A 16,283-nucleotide genomic window follows, 5' to 3' on the forward strand; every position below is an offset into this window, starting at 1 on the left:
TTATTAAATCAATTCTTTTTTCAACTTATCTCATCTTCTCCTGCATAACAAAATTCATAATAGGAACAAGCAGTACATTTACTCTTTGATAAAGCCGGAGGACACTTTTCTTTTTCAATTATTTCTCGTATTTCGCTCTCCAGTTCTAACAATTCTTTCCTGTCTCTGTCTTCCAAATTTATCTGCAATGTCTCTCTCAGCAATGGATACTCCAAAACTCCCTTTACATTTTCAATTCCTTCCCGTTCGAATAACAGGATGTAATATTTAACCTGCCAAATATGTGCATTTTCTTTAGACGATGATTTTTTGATTTCATGAATCACTTTTTCCCGTGGATCATAAAAATCAATGACTGAACCGCCGACTCTAACCTCCTCATATCGTGCAGCCCGGTTTGGATATGAACTTTCATGTACCAATTTCCCTTCCGTCACTAGGTCAGAGGTATGTTCCATCCTTACTCCATTGGCATGTAGCCACATCTCCCGCTTACAAATCCAGTAAAGCCCTATTAAAGTTCCTGTAATATTCATCATATGAAACCAATATCTTTAAATGCTTTTGTATTTATTCCCATTTTATAATCATAAATCGGACCATCATCTCCCTCTTCAGACCAGTGAGAGAAATAGAAGTACCCTAGTGTTTCTTCCCCCATACCACACCTCAATTGTTCAGAGTCGCGGGAATGATACATTAGAGAGAAAGTAAACCAAGACATAATACGCTGAATAATTTTAAAATTGATTTGTCTATCAAGATTGAATCCTTTTCCGGATGAATTAATTATTAACTGTTTATACACATCCCATACCTTTTTACCATCCAACAGTCCCTGTTCAGGTACAAGTCCGAAGCATTTCAGAAATTCTAGTTCTGTATCGGAAAACAATTTTTCTTTTACTCCTTCCTCGTCAGAATCAATCTCTAGAGGGATATTCAAGGGTACAAAAATGGATATATTGTTTTGCTCTTCTATAATTTTAAATTCCTTATCAACATCAGTAAAATTTAATTTTTTCAGGTTTTGTAAAAAATTTGAATATAAATTCCGTATCCAATCTGACTGATTTGTGAGATCAATTTTCTCAAATACTAATTCATATACCCGGGCAAAATTCTTGCAAGTCAGAATCTGTTCATAGTCAGCAAATGATATTTCTTGCATAATTTTGAATCTCTCATCTTTTTCGTACAATACTCTGGCTTCGTCCAGTCGGAAAATGTAAACTTCGCATTCTTTTTTTAGTGAATTTCGATTGACCCGACCGGCTAATTGTTCATCACTGTCTACTAAGGAACTATTCTTAAACCCCAAATCCATGTCAATATCTACGCCTGCTTCTACCACTTGAGTGGTTATGAGCAGAATATTTTTATTACGATTGCAAGGATTTTTTAAATAATAGATAACTTCTCTTCTTCTGGATTCTAATATTGTTCCCGATAGAACCAACACCTCATCAAAGAACGCATCCATTTCTTGTATTTGAGAATAAAATTCCGATGCTGTTTTTTTATAAATAAATTCTACAATTGTATGTACGGTACCATGAACTGATTTTGTTATGGCATACTCTTTTGATTGTTCAATGAGAAATTTAGCTAAATAGGCAATATCTATTTGTTTCTCAAACAAATCAAAACGAAATTTCACTCGTTCTGCAAAATTTGAATTTAAAATATACTTTCTGGCATGTGGCAACAAGTTCACAAACTCAGTTTCAGCAGGCATCGGTATATTCAATTGTCCGATTTTAGGTAATGTAGCTGACATGACAATAAAACGCATATTGAACAAATGAGCATATTGTCCTATCATGTAGTACATTTTATCCCATAAAAGCGGATTGTATGTTTGCAACTCATCAATTATAACAACTGAATTAGCGAGTCTATGAAACAGATAATTAGCCTCTTTCTTATTCGTTTTCAGTATATCGAAGAATTTCACATGTGACATAACGCAGACCGGATAAAGAGCAAATAGTCGATCAATGTAATTTTTTCTTTTTTCATCATACAAGCCATCATTTACACTCTCTTCCGATTCATCGAAAGCTGCTTTAGAATGAAGCTCAGCTAACTCTTCAATTGTCAATCCTAAAGTCTTCTGAAGAGTTTGAAATGTTTGTGTAATCAAAGTCGTAAAAGGGAAAACATAAAATATTTTTTGGATATCCAAATTTTTCTCTAATAACTCAGTCACTGCGATCATTGATAAATTACTCTTTCCTCCACCTGTTGGTGCTTCTATATAAAATAACCGTTGCGCCGGATTATTCCGAATCGTTTGTATCACTTCTACTGCCATTTCTGTACGTAGATGGTTTAAATTTGCACCGGATTGCTTAGTTGGATGCCGAAAAATAAAACAATCCAAATTGTCATAAACTATTCGGTTATGTTTATATTGTCTCAAATGGTTGATTATTTCAATGATTCTTTCACGTTCCTCAAATAGTCCCCAATTTTCAGGAAGACTTCCATTTATATACTCGTAAGTAGCAAAGTAATCAGCTGTGGTTAATAAGGATGAATTCAGCTTAACTATTGCATATAATGAAACAGAAGCCCGTCTGTTTGCTTCTGTTTCCTTACGAATACCAATTATATTTATGAATAGTTTTTTTATTCGTTTCCAATCTCCTTTATATCCCCAAACTGTCAGATAATCTTGTAATTCGTCAAAAGAATTTGCAAATGATTTAAAGAAATTATCTTCATTTGCATATCCTAATGCGGAAGCATGATGCTGTTTGATGACATAAGAGAAGAAAAAAGCATATATCCAAAGTTGCTTCTTTTCATCATCAGACAGATAAGGATCATCCCAAATCTGATCCAAAATAAAAGAGAGATACAACCATGAACCCAGAAAAGAGTGGCCATGGGGTGGTTGCAAAACATCAGTCTTCCGTTTATGAAATGCTTTATTGGACATACATTGTGATTGAAAATTTTCATTTACTTTGCCACTGTCATGGAACACAAAAGTGTTTATGAACATTCGTTTCACCCAACAACAATAGAGCTCATTCTCATTACCTATCCAATCTGTAATTAATTTATCAATTATGGAGTCAAGATGATGTTTTCTAACCAGTAAGCAAGCGCAGTTGATTACGCGGACAATGTGTTCCTTTAATGTCTCCGGTTTTTTCCCTTGGCAAATATGTGCTCTATAAGAGTTGTTGTTCAGATTTCTGAACAACAACTCTATTTCTTCACGGGCGATATTTTCAAAAGTACGCATTCTTTAAAAAAATTGAATGATCTTTTCTTCCTGTTTATAAGCTATTTGATATAAACTGCTGATTTTTATATTTGCATCCAGCCACCAATCCATAAAAACAAATTCAGCCAATTCATATTGCATCAGTTGAATGTCGAAGCTTTTCGGCAAACGTTCGAAATAAATAAAATTTCCTTTATTTTCCATTTCCCAGCTGGTCATTGAAAAACTTTCGTTTACAGTTTTCTCTTTGACAATGTCCTCTTTTATGAATAAAGATGATATTCTGAAGTTACTGAGGGGGTGAAATTCTGTAAATTCATATTCACGAAAAGATTCACCAAACCAGGCCGGATATTCATTTTTCCCCAGATACGGAATATATTCCGCCCACCCACGTCGTAGATACTCATACAACTTCAGGTGATCTTCATTTTCTTCGGACAATAGTAGATAACAACGATAGGCCGGTTTTATCAGCAAACTCTCTTCAATGAGTAAATTGCCATCCTGATTTGCATATCCAACCGTGTTCGTGTACTTTACTACTGACTTCCTGAAATTACCTTTGTCATGGTAGGGAGACAAAGGCTCTATTCCAACCTGCAGAGTCGCCAAACGCTGATAATATTCAGGTAACTCTCTTTTTTTCCTGTATCCTTGCAAGCCGATCACTGCACCCAACAAACCCAGTAATGCCGGTTTATGAATCATATTATAGCTTAATAGTATTCCATCATTATAATCCGGCTTTTTGAAAAATGCAAAATCAGCATGCAAATCAAATGAAATCAGTCGTTGACCTCTCATAACTACCTCCCATTTAACTCTAGTTCCACAGTCCCTTCCGGGAGATGTGTTACTTTCGTGATACCTTTATTGTAATAAAGTTCAATCTTTGCAATTTCCTCTTTTATATACTCTTTCTGCAATAGCAAACGTATTTGATTAAAATCAATCTCACGTTCTTCGTTTACACTGATTAGTTCAACAAACGAGGGCAATACCAGTTTTGATCCTTCTTTCAGTTCCACCCATAATAATGCTTCATTTTCCGTACCTGCTTTAGCAGAAGAATCGTAGAACGTAGCACCGCAGCACAGAGCTTTTTTCAGTTTCTGAATATCTTCTACCGAAACACCTTCATTTGCAATAAATTCTGTTATATCTCGTAAATTCCCGGGGTTTACAGAAAAATGATGCACATAATGTCCCTCTTTCAGCTTGAACTGAGTACCTAATGTTGTTTGCATTGATTCTGTACTTTTGTTATTAGAGTTACGGAATGGGGAGGCAATCTGTTCCGAATAAATAATTCCTTCTACAAAACGATTTATCCCATGAGTAGGCTGCACTACTCCATGAATAGAAAAGTTAGCATTTTTACTGGCAAATGTACCTCCAAACAAACGAACATCCAGACAACTCATCAGATTTTCCAAAATAATCTTTCGTCCTTTCATTTCCTCTTTTTTGTCCATTTTGGGATATTCTCCGAAAAGCTGAATGTAAGTTTGATCCAGATCTCTCGGTTGCATGTCTTCATTCAGACTTTTAAAATAGAATACTTTTTCCTCCGGCCACACTTTATCCATGTAGTTACGAACGGTATATTTCAATGCTTTATCTGTTGCATATACCGTACCATCAGGCAAAGTTCTGGGCTGATGAGAAAAATCTGCGTTGTAATTCGAATTTGCGGATTTGATAATGGCACAGCCAAATACTCTGTTTTTAAATAAATTGTTCATAATTGTATTATATTAATTAGTTTTCATCATCGTTGACTACATCTGATTTATCTTCTGCAAAGAGTTGATTTTCCGAAAAGAAACCTGCAAGCATCATAGGCATATATTCCCGCATATTCACTTTTGTTTCGTAAGCCATAACCGAAGCGAAAGGATATTTGAAATTTGCCGAAAAATTCTCATGCTTGTAAGTGTCAAAAAGTCGCGCAATAGCTTTATTCAATTCGGATGCATGTACCTGTTGCAAGAATGGTTCCAGCCGTTTGTAACTTTTATCACTTGTTTTACTTTTACTCAACAGATAATAAATTACCTGTCCGACAGCGAAAGCATATTGTGCATCATTCTGCAATTTTACTTTTCCTTTCTTTAAAGCTGTCATTAATTCTCTGTTTTCTTCCAATTTATCAGCCATAGTATCTTTATTTTTAGTTTGTAAGTCAAATTTTTCAGCTAAACTGAACCATATATTCATTTTAGCCAGAATATTATATCTCTCATCTTGTCGAATGTCATCTAATATTCCTGAAAGGAGGATTGATTCAAATATAGAACGCGTAATCGCTTGTGTTCTTGATTTATAAATATAATCGTAAAAGGCTTTCCGGTATTTTAGTATCAAAAGATAATTATTTTCTGATTTACAGTATTTCGCATCTAGTTCATCAAAATACTTACATAACAGATCTCCTGTTTTTGTTGTAACTATCAATGAATTGTTAAACAGGATACGTAATACTTTCTCTTCCAGTTCGAACACATTATATATCTTTTCTCTGAAAGATATATTGAAATGATCTTTTATTTCCCAATACTCTTGTTCCTTGCTAAACAATCGATAACGGAATTTTGAAACAAAATCAAAATCACAAATTGTTCCTCCGTAATAATAAAGCAGGTAATAATTTTTTAAATCTTCCTGATGATTGGTATATAGGCTGCGAATAATATCCCGATATCCAATCCGAGTTCCTTCTTTCAAAGATTTATCAAAAATCCTGATATATTTTTCCTGTAACTCATCTTGATAGATAAATAGGGGTAAGGGGCGAGGTAATATATTCCTTCCCATGAGATCTTGAAATTCATATAAGTTACGAGCCATTTTTCCTGAAATACGTCCAGCAATATTGAAACTGGCCGATTGATGTGATAAAAAAGGCTTTTTCGTAGGAAAACCATTCAAGAAATCACTGGTTCCAAAAATCTCACCATCGACTTCAATATTATATTCATTGGTATTGAAAAGTTTATCACTCAAATACCGCTCATTTACCCGGTTGTATTTATCGATTTCTTCATCCAGATACAAAATGATATATTCTTTATCCTTGATTTCATTGAAATCAATTTCTGACTTTCTTAACAGATTTTCCAGTTTTTCTTTTGAATTAATGAAATTCTGAAAGACTTTTAATCTTTCTTTTTCAGAATCATCCTCTACAAGAGCCAAAGCATTTGCAAAATAAGAATTGATACGATCATATATTTTTGTCTTGTCTTTCGTATATTTTCCTCCGCCTTCTAAAGATTCTCGTTTTAACGCTACACAATAAGGGGAACAAGAATGAATTCCTTTTGCCGGCAAATCAAAACATTTATTGGTATTTACACACCAAGCTACTTGTACCAGTTTTGCACATTTTTGCAAAAACGCTCCATCGAACTCTGTTGCTTTTCGTGTTAAACATACTTTTTCAACAGAATTCTGGTCCATAAAAATCCTCCCATCTTTTTCCTGTATTTTTAACAGAACATGCAATCCCTCTTTTGCCTTCAGTCCTATTTGTTTCAAATCGGGAGAAAGAGCATTCATAAAATTGTTAATTTCTAGAATCATATTATTATTGTGATTTATTTTATTTCTGTATTCTTTCTATGATTTTCACACATCCAAATCCTTGGCTGTTCAATCGTCCGAATCCACCCGCATAGCCGAGGCGTAAAAGTTCCGGTTCACTTTCCAATCTAAAGGAGAACAGATAACCTTTCATGCGAATTTCCTGAGGTGTTCCTGCTTTAAGAGTTATTGTTTTAGATTTGGGAGGCGACAATATGGCTAAATGAGACATTGACCAAGAAGGATTTGGCTCCAGATTATAGAAAGCACGATATTTATCCAGCAAATTAAGATGTAACAGTTCTATAAACTTCGGATCAGAAGGGGACAAATGAATTGTGCGATTACTATCAGGAAATTGTTCCTCTATAAATAAGGGTGAGATGGTTTTAAAAGTCATGCAAGAAGTAAACGTAGGTTCTGTCTCCTGCTCCACGGCAGTAACTTCAAATACCACATGTGACTTTTTGTCACCAATCTCTAATCTGCGGTTTCGGAAGATACCTAACACAAAGCTCTCTATTGCTTTGATAGGAAAGAAGGAGACTGTTAGCTGGACATAATCCGCTAATAGATGAATCCGGTCCTCTTCAATCTGGAAACGAGGAATGTGTAAATGTGAAAATGTGAATAATTTAAATGCTTTCTTTTCTTTACAAAATCCTGTATCATGTAACCAAGTTGCAAATTCAGTATTCCCTTCGTTTAATACTCTGTATAAGCAGCTTGACAATTCGTACATGTAATTGCAAGGTAGTGTATTTCCTGTGACTAATTGTAATGTTAGGTTTAATCTCATATTGTACTAAATTTAGATTGGTTGTTTATACTTGAACGCTATTATGATTAAAAATTCTTCACTTTGTGAAAAAGAATGAGAAATTATAGTTCCTTATATAAGGATAAATCAGATATAAACAAAAATACTATTATATCCACAAAGTTAAAAGAATAAAATAATATATCCAACAGATTGAGCTGATAAATTACAAAGAAATGATTTTTATTTTTGATCCATGTGGTTTTTTAGTTTAAATTGCTGTTCCTTTGATTATTATAGGTGAAAGACTCTGTCATGACTTTCTTTCGGAAATGTTGGTTGGGAGAAAAATAATATTTTAAGAATATCTGTTTCCCGGATTAATTGAAAAATTAAACTCCTCCAGAACTACATAAAATAAAGTAATCTGAAGGAGCGTAGAGAAAATATAGTTTTCGTAATTCTTTTTTACTTTTCTGCAGGGAAAAGTAACATGAGTGCCGGAATACCTGAAGCTGAATAGCTCTCGATTTTAGCTCCGTTCTCCCATTTTTTAGAATAGTCGCCACCTGTCAGGTTCCGACTTTCGTCACGGTTCATCCAACCGTAATTTATGGTGCGATGGATGAAAGGCAGATATTGTGACTGTCCGCAATCATAAACTAACATAGCGATGTATTGAGAGAAAATAGTCGTATAAATACCTTGTTCGACGCCTTGCTTGAAAGGTAGCAAACCTAATGGGGCTGAAAGAACATTGAGGATATGGTCGGCTGCAAGAATTGCATTCTTCAGATATTGTTCCTCGTCGGTAGCCTTATATAACAGGACGGAAGCTCCGATAAAAGTTGCTTGGTTATACACCAAACAATGTCCCCATGCTGGTTCGCCATTCCCGTGACGACCGTCGGCTATAATGCCTGTATGAGGGTCGAACAGATTATCGACACCCCATTTATAGATGGCTTTCGCTTTTTCCAAGTATTGCTCTTTTGTCTGATATTCCGGACGGGGGGAACCGGTGATTGCTTTTCTACCTTTGGGGACATTGTTGTATAAGGTCATGGCTGCCACTACTGTCGGGAAATTGATACAAGCACTTTGATAGTGACCGGTATTGTCTCCCGGATTTTTCTGGTCCCAATCCCAAAACATACCGCCGGTTTTTGAATCGTACGAACCATGGTCGCCTATGCCGCCTAATTCTTTCGGGGAACCGTACCATACGCGGGCGAAACTCCTTTCCGAGTCTTCCAAGTAACTTCTATCGCCTAATGTTTCGTATGCGCGTGCCAGTGTAATGGTCCACCACATGATATCGTCATAAATGAACCATCCTCTGGGTATGTTTTGGTCGTCGAAGTTGAAGTTTACGTAGTGTGCTTTATTACCGGCAAGCAAATCTTTCGAAAATTTCTTATATTTCTTGGCTAGTTTCCTGTTGCCTTCTTTCTTGGCCCGTTTATAGGCGTTTAGTGCCATATCCACGTACATCGGTTGCGTCCAGATGGCGGCAGCTCCTTTCAGGCGTTCAACTGCGGCTGCGTCTGTTGTGAATTCCTTGTAGATATTCTTTTCTGGGTCAAGCAAATAGGTGTTGAATGCCTCATAAGCCGCCCATGTATCCGCATTTGTGTAAGAGGGTACGCTCTCCGGCATGTTTACTTTGTTCTGAGCATTGCCGGATGCGGATATACAAAAGGTGGTGGCGAGGCATAAAGCTGAAAATATAAGTGTCTTCATTTTTTTGTTATATGTTTATCTTAAAAACAAATATGAGGAAATATTAGAGAGGGTATTCTTCAAATGCGTACAAAACTGTCGATAAGTATCTCTCGCCTGTGTCAGGAAGTAATGCTACAATCGTTTTTCCTGCATTTTCCGGGCGTTTAGCCAATTCCACAGCTGCGTAAACGGCTGCTCCGGAAGAGATACCGACCAACAGCCCTTCTTTTTGTGCCAGTTCACGGGATGTACGGATGGCGTCGTCGCCTTCCACTCGGATAATTTCGTCGACTACAGTTCCGTCATACGTTTTCGGTATGAAACCTGCACCGATGCCTTGTATCTTGTGCGGGCCTGGTTTCCCGCCTGAAAGGACCGGTGAGTCGCTGGGTTCTACCGCAACGATTTTTACATTAGGATTGTGTGCTTTGAGTCCGCGGCCAACACCGCTGACGGTTCCGCCCGTACCGACACCAGCAACGAAAATATCGACATTGCCGTCTGTGTCGCGCCAGATTTCTTGTGCCGTTGTTTTCATGTGTTTGGCCGGATTGGCCGGATTCTCAAATTGTTGAAGGATAACGGAGCCCGGAGTTTCATCCCGTAAGGTTTCTGCTTTAGCTATGGCTCCTTTCATTCCTTCGCTTCCTGGGGTTAGGACAAGGTTTGCACCGAGTGCCTTCAGCAGATTACGACGTTCGATACTCATCGTTTCCGGCATGGTTAATATAAGTTTATATCCTTTCGCTGCTGAAACAAAAGCCAGCCCTACACCTGTGTTTCCGCTGGTCGGTTCAATAATAGTTGCACCTGGTTTTAAGAGTCCATTTTCTTCCGCATCTTCAATCATGGCTAAGGCAACACGATCTTTTACGCTGCCTGCTGGGTTAAAATATTCCAGTTTGCCGATTACTTTTGCCTTCAGCCCTGTGCCGGCGTTGAAATTGGAAAATTCCAGCAACGGTGTGTTGCCTACCAAATCGGTTAATTTTTTTGCTATGTTTGCCATAATCTTTATTTTTAGCTGTCATTTATTGTTTTCCTCATACAAAGATACAACTTAAAAAACTTTGTAGTCTTTGTCTCAATCGAATTAACTTTTCATCGATATGTTTTTTTCATTTCTTTCCGTTATATTTGTAACAATTTAAATGAAATATTTTATGAAGACGCGTCTGCTTATTTTTCTGTTATTTCTTTGGGCTTTCATTCGTCCGGATGCTGCAGAACTTTTTGTCGAAGCTGAAAGTTTTGAGCACAAAGGGGGATGGGTGGTCGATCAACAGTTTATGGATTTGATGGGGTCGCCTTATCTGATGGCGCATGGGATGGGGGTCCCGGTAGAAGATGCTCTGACAAAAGTGATTTTTCCCGAAGCGGGTATCTATTATGTATATGTACGCACGTTTAATTGGACTTCTCCCTGGAAGAAAGGGGAAGGCCCCGGAAAATTCAGTTTGACGGTCGGTAATAAGAAATTGCTTTCTCCTTTGGGTGCAGAAGGAACGGCTTGGATGTGGCAACTTGCCGGGAGGGTTTCGATAAAAGATTGTCAGACTGTTTTGAAATTACATGACCTGACAGGTTTTAACGGGCGCTGCGATGCTATTTATTTTACAACGGAAGAGGGAAAAATACCTCCGTCGGATGTGGCGGCATTGGATATTTTTCGCAGAAAAGCCTTGAACATGCCGGAAAAACCGGTCGATGCCGGAAAGTTTGATTTGGTGGTCGTAGGGGGAGGAGTTGCCGGTATCAGTGCGGCTGTATCTGCTGCACGTCTCGGCTGTAAGGTGGCTTTGATAAACGACCGTCCTGTTTTGGGAGGAAATAACAGCTCTGAAATACGTGTACATTTGGGGGGCAGGATTGAAACTGGCCCTTATAAAGAATTAGGTAATCTTCAGAAGGAATTCGGCCCGACGAAAGGAGGAAATGCCCAGCCGGGTGATTATTATGAGGATAACAAGAAGGCCGAGATAGTGGCTAATGAAAAAAATATCACTTTGTTTTCCAATTACCGTGCTATCGGCGTTGATATGGACGGACAAGCAATTCGTTCCGTGATAGCCCGGCATATAGAGAGTGGGGAGGAACGAAGTTTTGAAGCACCGGTCTTTTCCGATTGTACGGGCGATGGGGCGATTGGTTATCTGGCTGGAGCCGACTACCGGATGGGACGCGAAGCCCGTGATGAATTCGGTGAAAGCACAGCTCCTGAAAAAGCCGATAAAATGACGATGGGGGCTTCTGTTCAATGGTATTCGGAGGATGATAAGAAGCCTGTACCGTTTCCATTCTTCAATTACGGGGTGGAGTTCAATGATAAAAACTGCGAAAAGGTGATGATGGGCGAATGGACTTGGGAAACCGGCATGAATTATGACCAGATAAAAGATTTCGAACGTATCCGTGATTATGGTTTGCTGGTAGTTTATTCCAATTGGAGTTTTTTGAAAAATGGATTGAAAGAAAATTTGCAATATAAAAATCGTAAATTGGGTTGGGTCGCGTATATCTCCGGTAAGCGTGAGTCTCGTCGTTTGATGGGGGATTATATATTGAAGGAAGATGATATTCGTAAAAATGTTGCGCATGAAGACGGTACGGCGGCTTCTACCTGGAGCATCGATTTGCATTATCCGGACCCTAAAAATACGGAGAATTTCCCCGGTGAAGAGTTTAAATCGATAGCTAAACATATTGATATTTATCCATATCCAATTCCATACCGTTGTTTGTACTCCCGGAATATAGATAATTTGTTTATGGCAGGCCGGAATATCAGTGTGACGCATGTTGCTCTCGGTACTGTCCGTGTGATGCGTACAACAGGTATGATGGGCGAAGTTGTAGGAATGGCAGCATCTTTGTGTAAAAAATACGAGGAGACTCCCCGCGGCATTTACCGTTCTCACCTGAATGATTTGAAGGAGCTGATGAAGGAAGGAGTCGGCAGGAAGGGACTTCCCAACAATCAGCAGTACAATGAGGGTGGAACGCTTACAACCAAGCCGGTTCTGAAATAAAACGGGTAAAAACGGATTATTTTTTTAATTGCAGGGCCAGGAATGAAGCTCCCGGTATCAAAATAATCCCGGCAGACACCAACAGAGCCATTTGTAACGAATACATATCATTCAGCCAACCGATAAACGGAGCAATAGCGGCAAACATCAACCGGATGATGAAATTACGTATGGAGAGTACTGTTGCTCGCATTTCCGAAAAAGTCATCTGGTTGATATAGCCTTTCAAAATGGGCGTTGCGAAGCCCCGGCAGACATAAAAAATCATCAGAATGCCTAATCCGGCATACGATAGATTGTAAGCCAGAGCAATATATCCGCCTACGATAACCGTTAAAATCAGAATGCCCATCTTTTTCGGTCCGAAATAATTGTCAACCCGGTCCGACCAGAGAGCGGCCAGACCTACCGTCAGATTTAGTACGGTCCAGATAACCCCGTACCAAGAAACCGGGGTTTTCAGATACATTAAAACGGGCTGTACGAACCAAGCCATAGTCAAAGTCGCAGCTCCGATAATACCTGAAAACATAATATTATAACAAAGTTTTTTATTGGTGACCAGTGAATATTTAATAATCCGGATGATTTCGTTTATCGGATTTTGTATTTTATTGTTTCGGTTTACTTCTTTTAGTGCAAGCGCGGCCGGAATACCGGTAAAAGCTATAATAGCTTGTCCATAAAAAGGCAGGCGCAGAGAATATGCAGCCAGCAATCCGCCGAAAATACCGGCAATTGCTTCGGCAAAATTACCAATCATGGTGATACGTCCTTCATAACGAAGATAAAGGTTCTCTTTTTTATATTGTGCCGTCGTATCGTAAAGCAGGGCGGAGTCGGCCCCGTTCACTAAAGTTTGACCGGTACCCAACAATATTTCCGCAAATAAAAAAGCTTCGAATGTAGAAGTGAAAGAGTAGCAAAGATACCCGAAAAAGAAGAGGATACAACCAAGTATCAGGCACTTGCGTCGCCCCCAAACGTCCGCCAGGTAACCGGATGGTATTTCCAGTGCGACGGCTGCTACCGAATAGACACTTTTCAAGATAAATACATCCTGTAATCCTAATCCGTGTTTTTCATAGAAAAGCACGATAATAGGCATTACCAAGGTGAACCATTTGGAAAGCTTTATCAGGTAAAGTGCCAATATATTTCGTTTCATAATGTGTCTTTTAAACTACAAAGGTATTAATCCTTTGGGTTTAGTGTTGCAAAAAGAACCTTATTCATTGCCAGTTTCTAAAAAAGTTATTACTTTGCAGTTGATTTAGACTACTAACAATTAAAAGATAACAGACTTAATACCATGATTTGGAATGAAACAATTGAATGTATGGACCGCGAGGAAATGCGGAAACTACAAAGTATTCGCTTAAAGCGAGTTGTTGAACACGTTTACCATAATTCTCCATTTTATCGTAAGAAAATGCAGGAAATGGGAATTATACCGGACGACATTCAATCGATTGACGATATTGTTAAGCTCCCGTTTACCGTTAAACAGGACTTACGAGATAATTATCCCTTCGGACTGATGGCCGTGCCTATGTCTGAAATTGTACGTTTGCATGCCTCTTCGGGTACGACAGGAAAGCCGATTGTGGTAGGATATACCCGGAAAGACTTGTCCATTTGGTCGGAAGTCGTGGCACGATGCCTGACAGCTTACGGTTTGACTAAGAATGATTCCGTACAGGTTTCCTATGGATACGGCCTGTTCACCGGAGGTTTGGGTGCACATGGAGGTGTGGAAAATATCGGAGGAACCGTTATCCCGATGAGCAGTGGAAATACGCAGAAACAAATACAATTGATGCATGATTTCGGAGCGAAAGGTTTGGCTTGTACGCCTTCGTATGCGCTGTATCTGGCCGAAACAATTCATTCATCGGGTATTCCTTTGGAAGAATTCCAATTGCGTGTCGGAGCCTTCGGAGCCGAACCTTGGACGGAAAATATGCGGAAGGAACTGGAAGCAAAGCTTAATATCAAAGCTTATGATATTTATGGTTTGACGGAGATATGCGGTCCCGGAGTAGGTGGAGAATGCGAATGCCAGAATGGTACGCATCTTTGGGAAGACCACTTCTTTCCGGAAATTGTAGATCCGGTAACTTTACAGCCGGTAGAACCTGGACAGGAAGGAGAATTGGTATTTACTACGCTGACAAAAGAAGGTATGCCGATGATTCGTTACCGTACGCGCGACTTGACGCATCTTGTCTATGAAAAATGTACCTGTGGCCGTACGGCCGTACGTATGGGACGTATTCTCGGACGTAGTGACGATATGATGATTATCCGTGGCGTGAACGTGTTCCCGTCGCAGGTAGAATCTGTTATTCTGGAAATGCCGGAGTTCGAACCGCATTACTTGATTGTAGTGGACCGTGTAAATAATACGGATACGTTCCAGATACAGGTGGAAGTTCGTCAGGAATATTATTCGGACGAGATAAACAAAATGCTTGCACTGAAAAAGAAAATCGCAAACCGTATGCAGAGTGTTATCGGCTTGCAACCGGATATTAAGATTGTCGAACCGCGTAGTATCGAACGTAGTATGGGAAAAGCCAAACATGTAATTGACAATCGTAAATTAGTATAAACCATTAAAGATTAGAATGCTATGTTAATCAAACAATTATCAATCTTTCTTGAAAATAAGAAAGGCCGTTTTACGGAAGTGGCAAAGATATTAGGTGAAGCCGGCGTGAATATGTCTGCTTTCACAGTTGCGGAAAACTCGGATTTCGGTATCTTGCGTTTGATTGTGTCGGATACAGATAAGGCTATCAAAGTGCTGCGTGATAAATTATATGCCGTAAGCATAGCCGATGTCGTTTGTTTGCATTGTCCCAACCAGCCGGGCGCGCTGGCTAAAGCAATGGATATCATAACTTCGGCCGGTATTTTTATAGAATATATGTATGCGTTTTCGCAAGGAGAAGCTGCAAATGTAATTATCCGTCCGGATAATGTGGAAAAGTGTGCGGAGGTTCTAAAAGCCAATAAACTGGAGCTTATTGCTGCCAGCGACTTATATAAGTTGTAAATATTAACGTTAAGCGCTTCGTTTATTTGTTGGAAAACCGTAACTTTGCGCGCTAAAAGTATGTGAATGAAAAAGGTTGTATTTTTATTGATGATGATTGGTGTCTTGTTGACTTCCTGCGGGGAGTATAATAAGATATTGAAAAGTACAGACTATGAATTGAAATATTCGTATGCGAAGAAATATTTTAATGCTAAGCAATATTCAAAGTCTGCCACTTTACTGGATGAATTGGTTCCTATTTTTAAAGGAACAGCTTTTGCCGAAGAATCATTGTATTTGCTGGCGCAAAGCTATTACGGCCAAAAAGACTATCAGACTGCTTCGCAATATTTTAATACTTATTATACAACTTATCCGAAAGGTGAATATACCGAAATGGCACGTTTCTACTCCGGATATGGTTTGTATTTGGATTCTCCGGATCCTCGGCTGGACCAAGCACAAACGTATGAGGCTATTAATCAATTGCAGCTTTATCTGGAATATTATCCGCAGAGTGAACGGTCCAAACAAGCCCAGGATATTATGTTCGAATTGCAGGAAAAACTTGCATATAAGGAATTACTGGCTGTCCGTTTGTACTTTAACCTCGGTACTTATATGGGTAACAACTATTTGTCGTGTGTGATTACCGCGCAGAATGCTTTGAAGAATTATCCCTATTCCAAGTATCGTGAAGAGTTTATGTTTTATGTCATTCGCTCGAAGTTTGAATTGGCTGTTGTCAGTGTGGAAGAAAAGTTACAGGGCCGTTATCGTGATGTTGTGGATGAATATTACAATTATCTGAACGAGTATCCTGAAGGTAAGTATATAAAACAGGTGCAGAGGTTCTATGACTATGCCAATAAAAGAATAACAGATACGTATTAACGA

General features: G+C 38.7%; 13 protein-coding genes. 4 read left to right on the forward strand and 9 right to left on the reverse strand.

The genetic code is table 11. The annotated features are described in order from the left end of the window. Positions 1–20 precede the first annotated feature (20 nt). The 8 genes from cas4 to cysK form a co-directional block, all read right to left on the reverse strand. A complete protein-coding gene (cas4, locus tag DW103_RS00105) occupies positions 21–536 on the reverse strand; it encodes a CRISPR-associated protein Cas4 (RefSeq protein ID WP_122273936.1) in 516 nt (171 codons plus the stop codon). Further along, a complete protein-coding gene (cas3, locus tag DW103_RS00110) occupies positions 536–3,259 on the reverse strand; it encodes a CRISPR-associated helicase Cas3' (protein WP_122273642.1) in 2,724 nt (907 codons plus the stop codon). Before cas3 ends, cas4 begins: the two co-directional genes overlap by 1 nt. A gap of 3 nt (positions 3,260–3,262) precedes the next feature. Further along, on the reverse strand, positions 3,263–4,048 hold the full coding sequence (gene cas5b / locus DW103_RS00115; RefSeq protein WP_122273643.1) for a type I-B CRISPR-associated protein Cas5b: 786 nt from the start codon (positions 4,046–4,048) through the stop codon (positions 3,263–3,265). Between the two features lie 2 nt (positions 4,049–4,050). Then, positions 4,051–4,989 (reverse strand): type I CRISPR-associated protein Cas7, encoded by a 939-nt coding sequence (locus DW103_RS00120; protein WP_122273644.1) that lies wholly within the window; start codon positions 4,987–4,989, stop codon positions 4,051–4,053. A 16-nt stretch (positions 4,990–5,005) separates the two neighbouring features. Beyond that, positions 5,006–6,829 carry a hypothetical protein gene (locus DW103_RS00125; protein ID WP_122273645.1) on the reverse strand — a complete coding sequence of 608 codons (1,824 nt, stop codon included), beginning with the start codon at positions 6,827–6,829 and terminating at the stop codon, positions 5,006–5,008. 19 nt (positions 6,830–6,848) lie between these two features. Continuing rightward, a complete protein-coding gene (cas6, locus tag DW103_RS00130) occupies positions 6,849–7,628 on the reverse strand; it encodes a CRISPR-associated endoribonuclease Cas6 (protein ID WP_122273646.1) in 780 nt (259 codons plus the stop codon). Between the two features lie 429 nt (positions 7,629–8,057). Then, on the reverse strand, positions 8,058–9,332 hold the full coding sequence (locus DW103_RS00135; protein WP_122273647.1) for a glycoside hydrolase family 76 protein: 1,275 nt from the start codon (positions 9,330–9,332) through the stop codon (positions 8,058–8,060). 43 nt (positions 9,333–9,375) lie between these two features. Next, entirely contained in the window at positions 9,376–10,323 is a 948-nt protein-coding gene (gene cysK, locus DW103_RS00140; RefSeq protein WP_122273648.1) for a cysteine synthase A, read from the reverse strand. Between the two features lie 154 nt (positions 10,324–10,477). Between cysK and DW103_RS00145 the strand changes: the two genes are divergently transcribed. Then, the gene (locus tag DW103_RS00145) at positions 10,478–12,343 is read left to right on the forward strand and encodes an FAD-dependent oxidoreductase (RefSeq protein WP_122273937.1); all 1,866 of its coding nucleotides are present in this window, start codon (positions 10,478–10,480) and stop codon (positions 12,341–12,343) included. A 16-nt stretch (positions 12,344–12,359) separates the two neighbouring features. On the opposite strand, the gene DW103_RS00150 is transcribed toward DW103_RS00145, so the two are convergent. After that, the gene (locus DW103_RS00150; RefSeq protein WP_122273649.1) at positions 12,360–13,511 is read right to left on the reverse strand and encodes an MFS transporter; all 1,152 of its coding nucleotides are present in this window, start codon (positions 13,509–13,511) and stop codon (positions 12,360–12,362) included. A 144-nt stretch (positions 13,512–13,655) separates the two neighbouring features. On the opposite strand from DW103_RS00150, the gene DW103_RS00155 reads away from it, so the two are divergent. The 3 genes from DW103_RS00155 to DW103_RS00165 all read left to right on the forward strand — a co-directional run bounded on the left by DW103_RS00155 (position 13,656) and on the right by DW103_RS00165 (position 16,280). Next, positions 13,656–14,957 carry a phenylacetate--CoA ligase family protein gene (locus tag DW103_RS00155; protein WP_122273650.1) on the forward strand — a complete coding sequence of 434 codons (1,302 nt, stop codon included), beginning with the start codon at positions 13,656–13,658 and terminating at the stop codon, positions 14,955–14,957. 21 nt (positions 14,958–14,978) lie between these two features. Then, on the forward strand, positions 14,979–15,404 hold the full coding sequence (locus DW103_RS00160; RefSeq protein WP_122273651.1) for an amino acid-binding protein: 426 nt from the start codon (positions 14,979–14,981) through the stop codon (positions 15,402–15,404). Between the two features lie 66 nt (positions 15,405–15,470). Continuing rightward, on the forward strand, positions 15,471–16,280 hold the full coding sequence (locus DW103_RS00165; protein ID WP_122273652.1) for an outer membrane protein assembly factor BamD: 810 nt from the start codon (positions 15,471–15,473) through the stop codon (positions 16,278–16,280). The last annotated feature ends 3 nt before the right edge of the window (positions 16,281–16,283 follow it).

Source organism: Parabacteroides sp. AM08-6, assembly GCF_003473295.1.
Lineage (GTDB): Bacteria > Bacteroidota > Bacteroidia > Bacteroidales > Tannerellaceae > Parabacteroides.

What these genes read in the sequence shown, in the direction of transcription:
- cas4 (WP_122273936.1), bottom strand. Translation starts at nt 536, where the DNA reads ATGAATATTACAGGAACTTTAATAGGGCTTTACTGGATTTGTAAGCGG.
- cas3 (WP_122273642.1), bottom strand. Translation starts at nt 3,259, where the DNA reads ATGCGTACTTTTGAAAATATCGCCCGTGAAGAAATAGAGTTGTTGTTC.
- cas5b (WP_122273643.1), bottom strand. Translation starts at nt 4,048, where the DNA reads ATGAGAGGTCAACGACTGATTTCATTTGATTTGCATGCTGATTTTGCA.
- DW103_RS00120 (WP_122273644.1), bottom strand. Translation starts at nt 4,989, where the DNA reads ATGAACAATTTATTTAAAAACAGAGTATTTGGCTGTGCCATTATCAAA.
- DW103_RS00125 (WP_122273645.1), bottom strand. Translation starts at nt 6,829, where the DNA reads ATGATTCTAGAAATTAACAATTTTATGAATGCTCTTTCTCCCGATTTG.
- cas6 (WP_122273646.1), bottom strand. Translation starts at nt 7,628, where the DNA reads ATGAGATTAAACCTAACATTACAATTAGTCACAGGAAATACACTACCT.
- DW103_RS00135 (WP_122273647.1), bottom strand. Translation starts at nt 9,332, where the DNA reads ATGAAGACACTTATATTTTCAGCTTTATGCCTCGCCACCACCTTTTGT.
- cysK (WP_122273648.1), bottom strand. Translation starts at nt 10,323, where the DNA reads ATGGCAAACATAGCAAAAAAATTAACCGATTTGGTAGGCAACACACCG.
- DW103_RS00145 (WP_122273937.1), top strand. Translation starts at nt 10,478, where the DNA reads ATGAAGACGCGTCTGCTTATTTTTCTGTTATTTCTTTGGGCTTTCATT.
- DW103_RS00150 (WP_122273649.1), bottom strand. Translation starts at nt 13,511, where the DNA reads ATGAAACGAAATATATTGGCACTTTACCTGATAAAGCTTTCCAAATGG.
- DW103_RS00155 (WP_122273650.1), top strand. Translation starts at nt 13,656, where the DNA reads ATGATTTGGAATGAAACAATTGAATGTATGGACCGCGAGGAAATGCGG.
- DW103_RS00160 (WP_122273651.1), top strand. Translation starts at nt 14,979, where the DNA reads ATGTTAATCAAACAATTATCAATCTTTCTTGAAAATAAGAAAGGCCGT.
- DW103_RS00165 (WP_122273652.1), top strand. Translation starts at nt 15,471, where the DNA reads ATGAAAAAGGTTGTATTTTTATTGATGATGATTGGTGTCTTGTTGACT.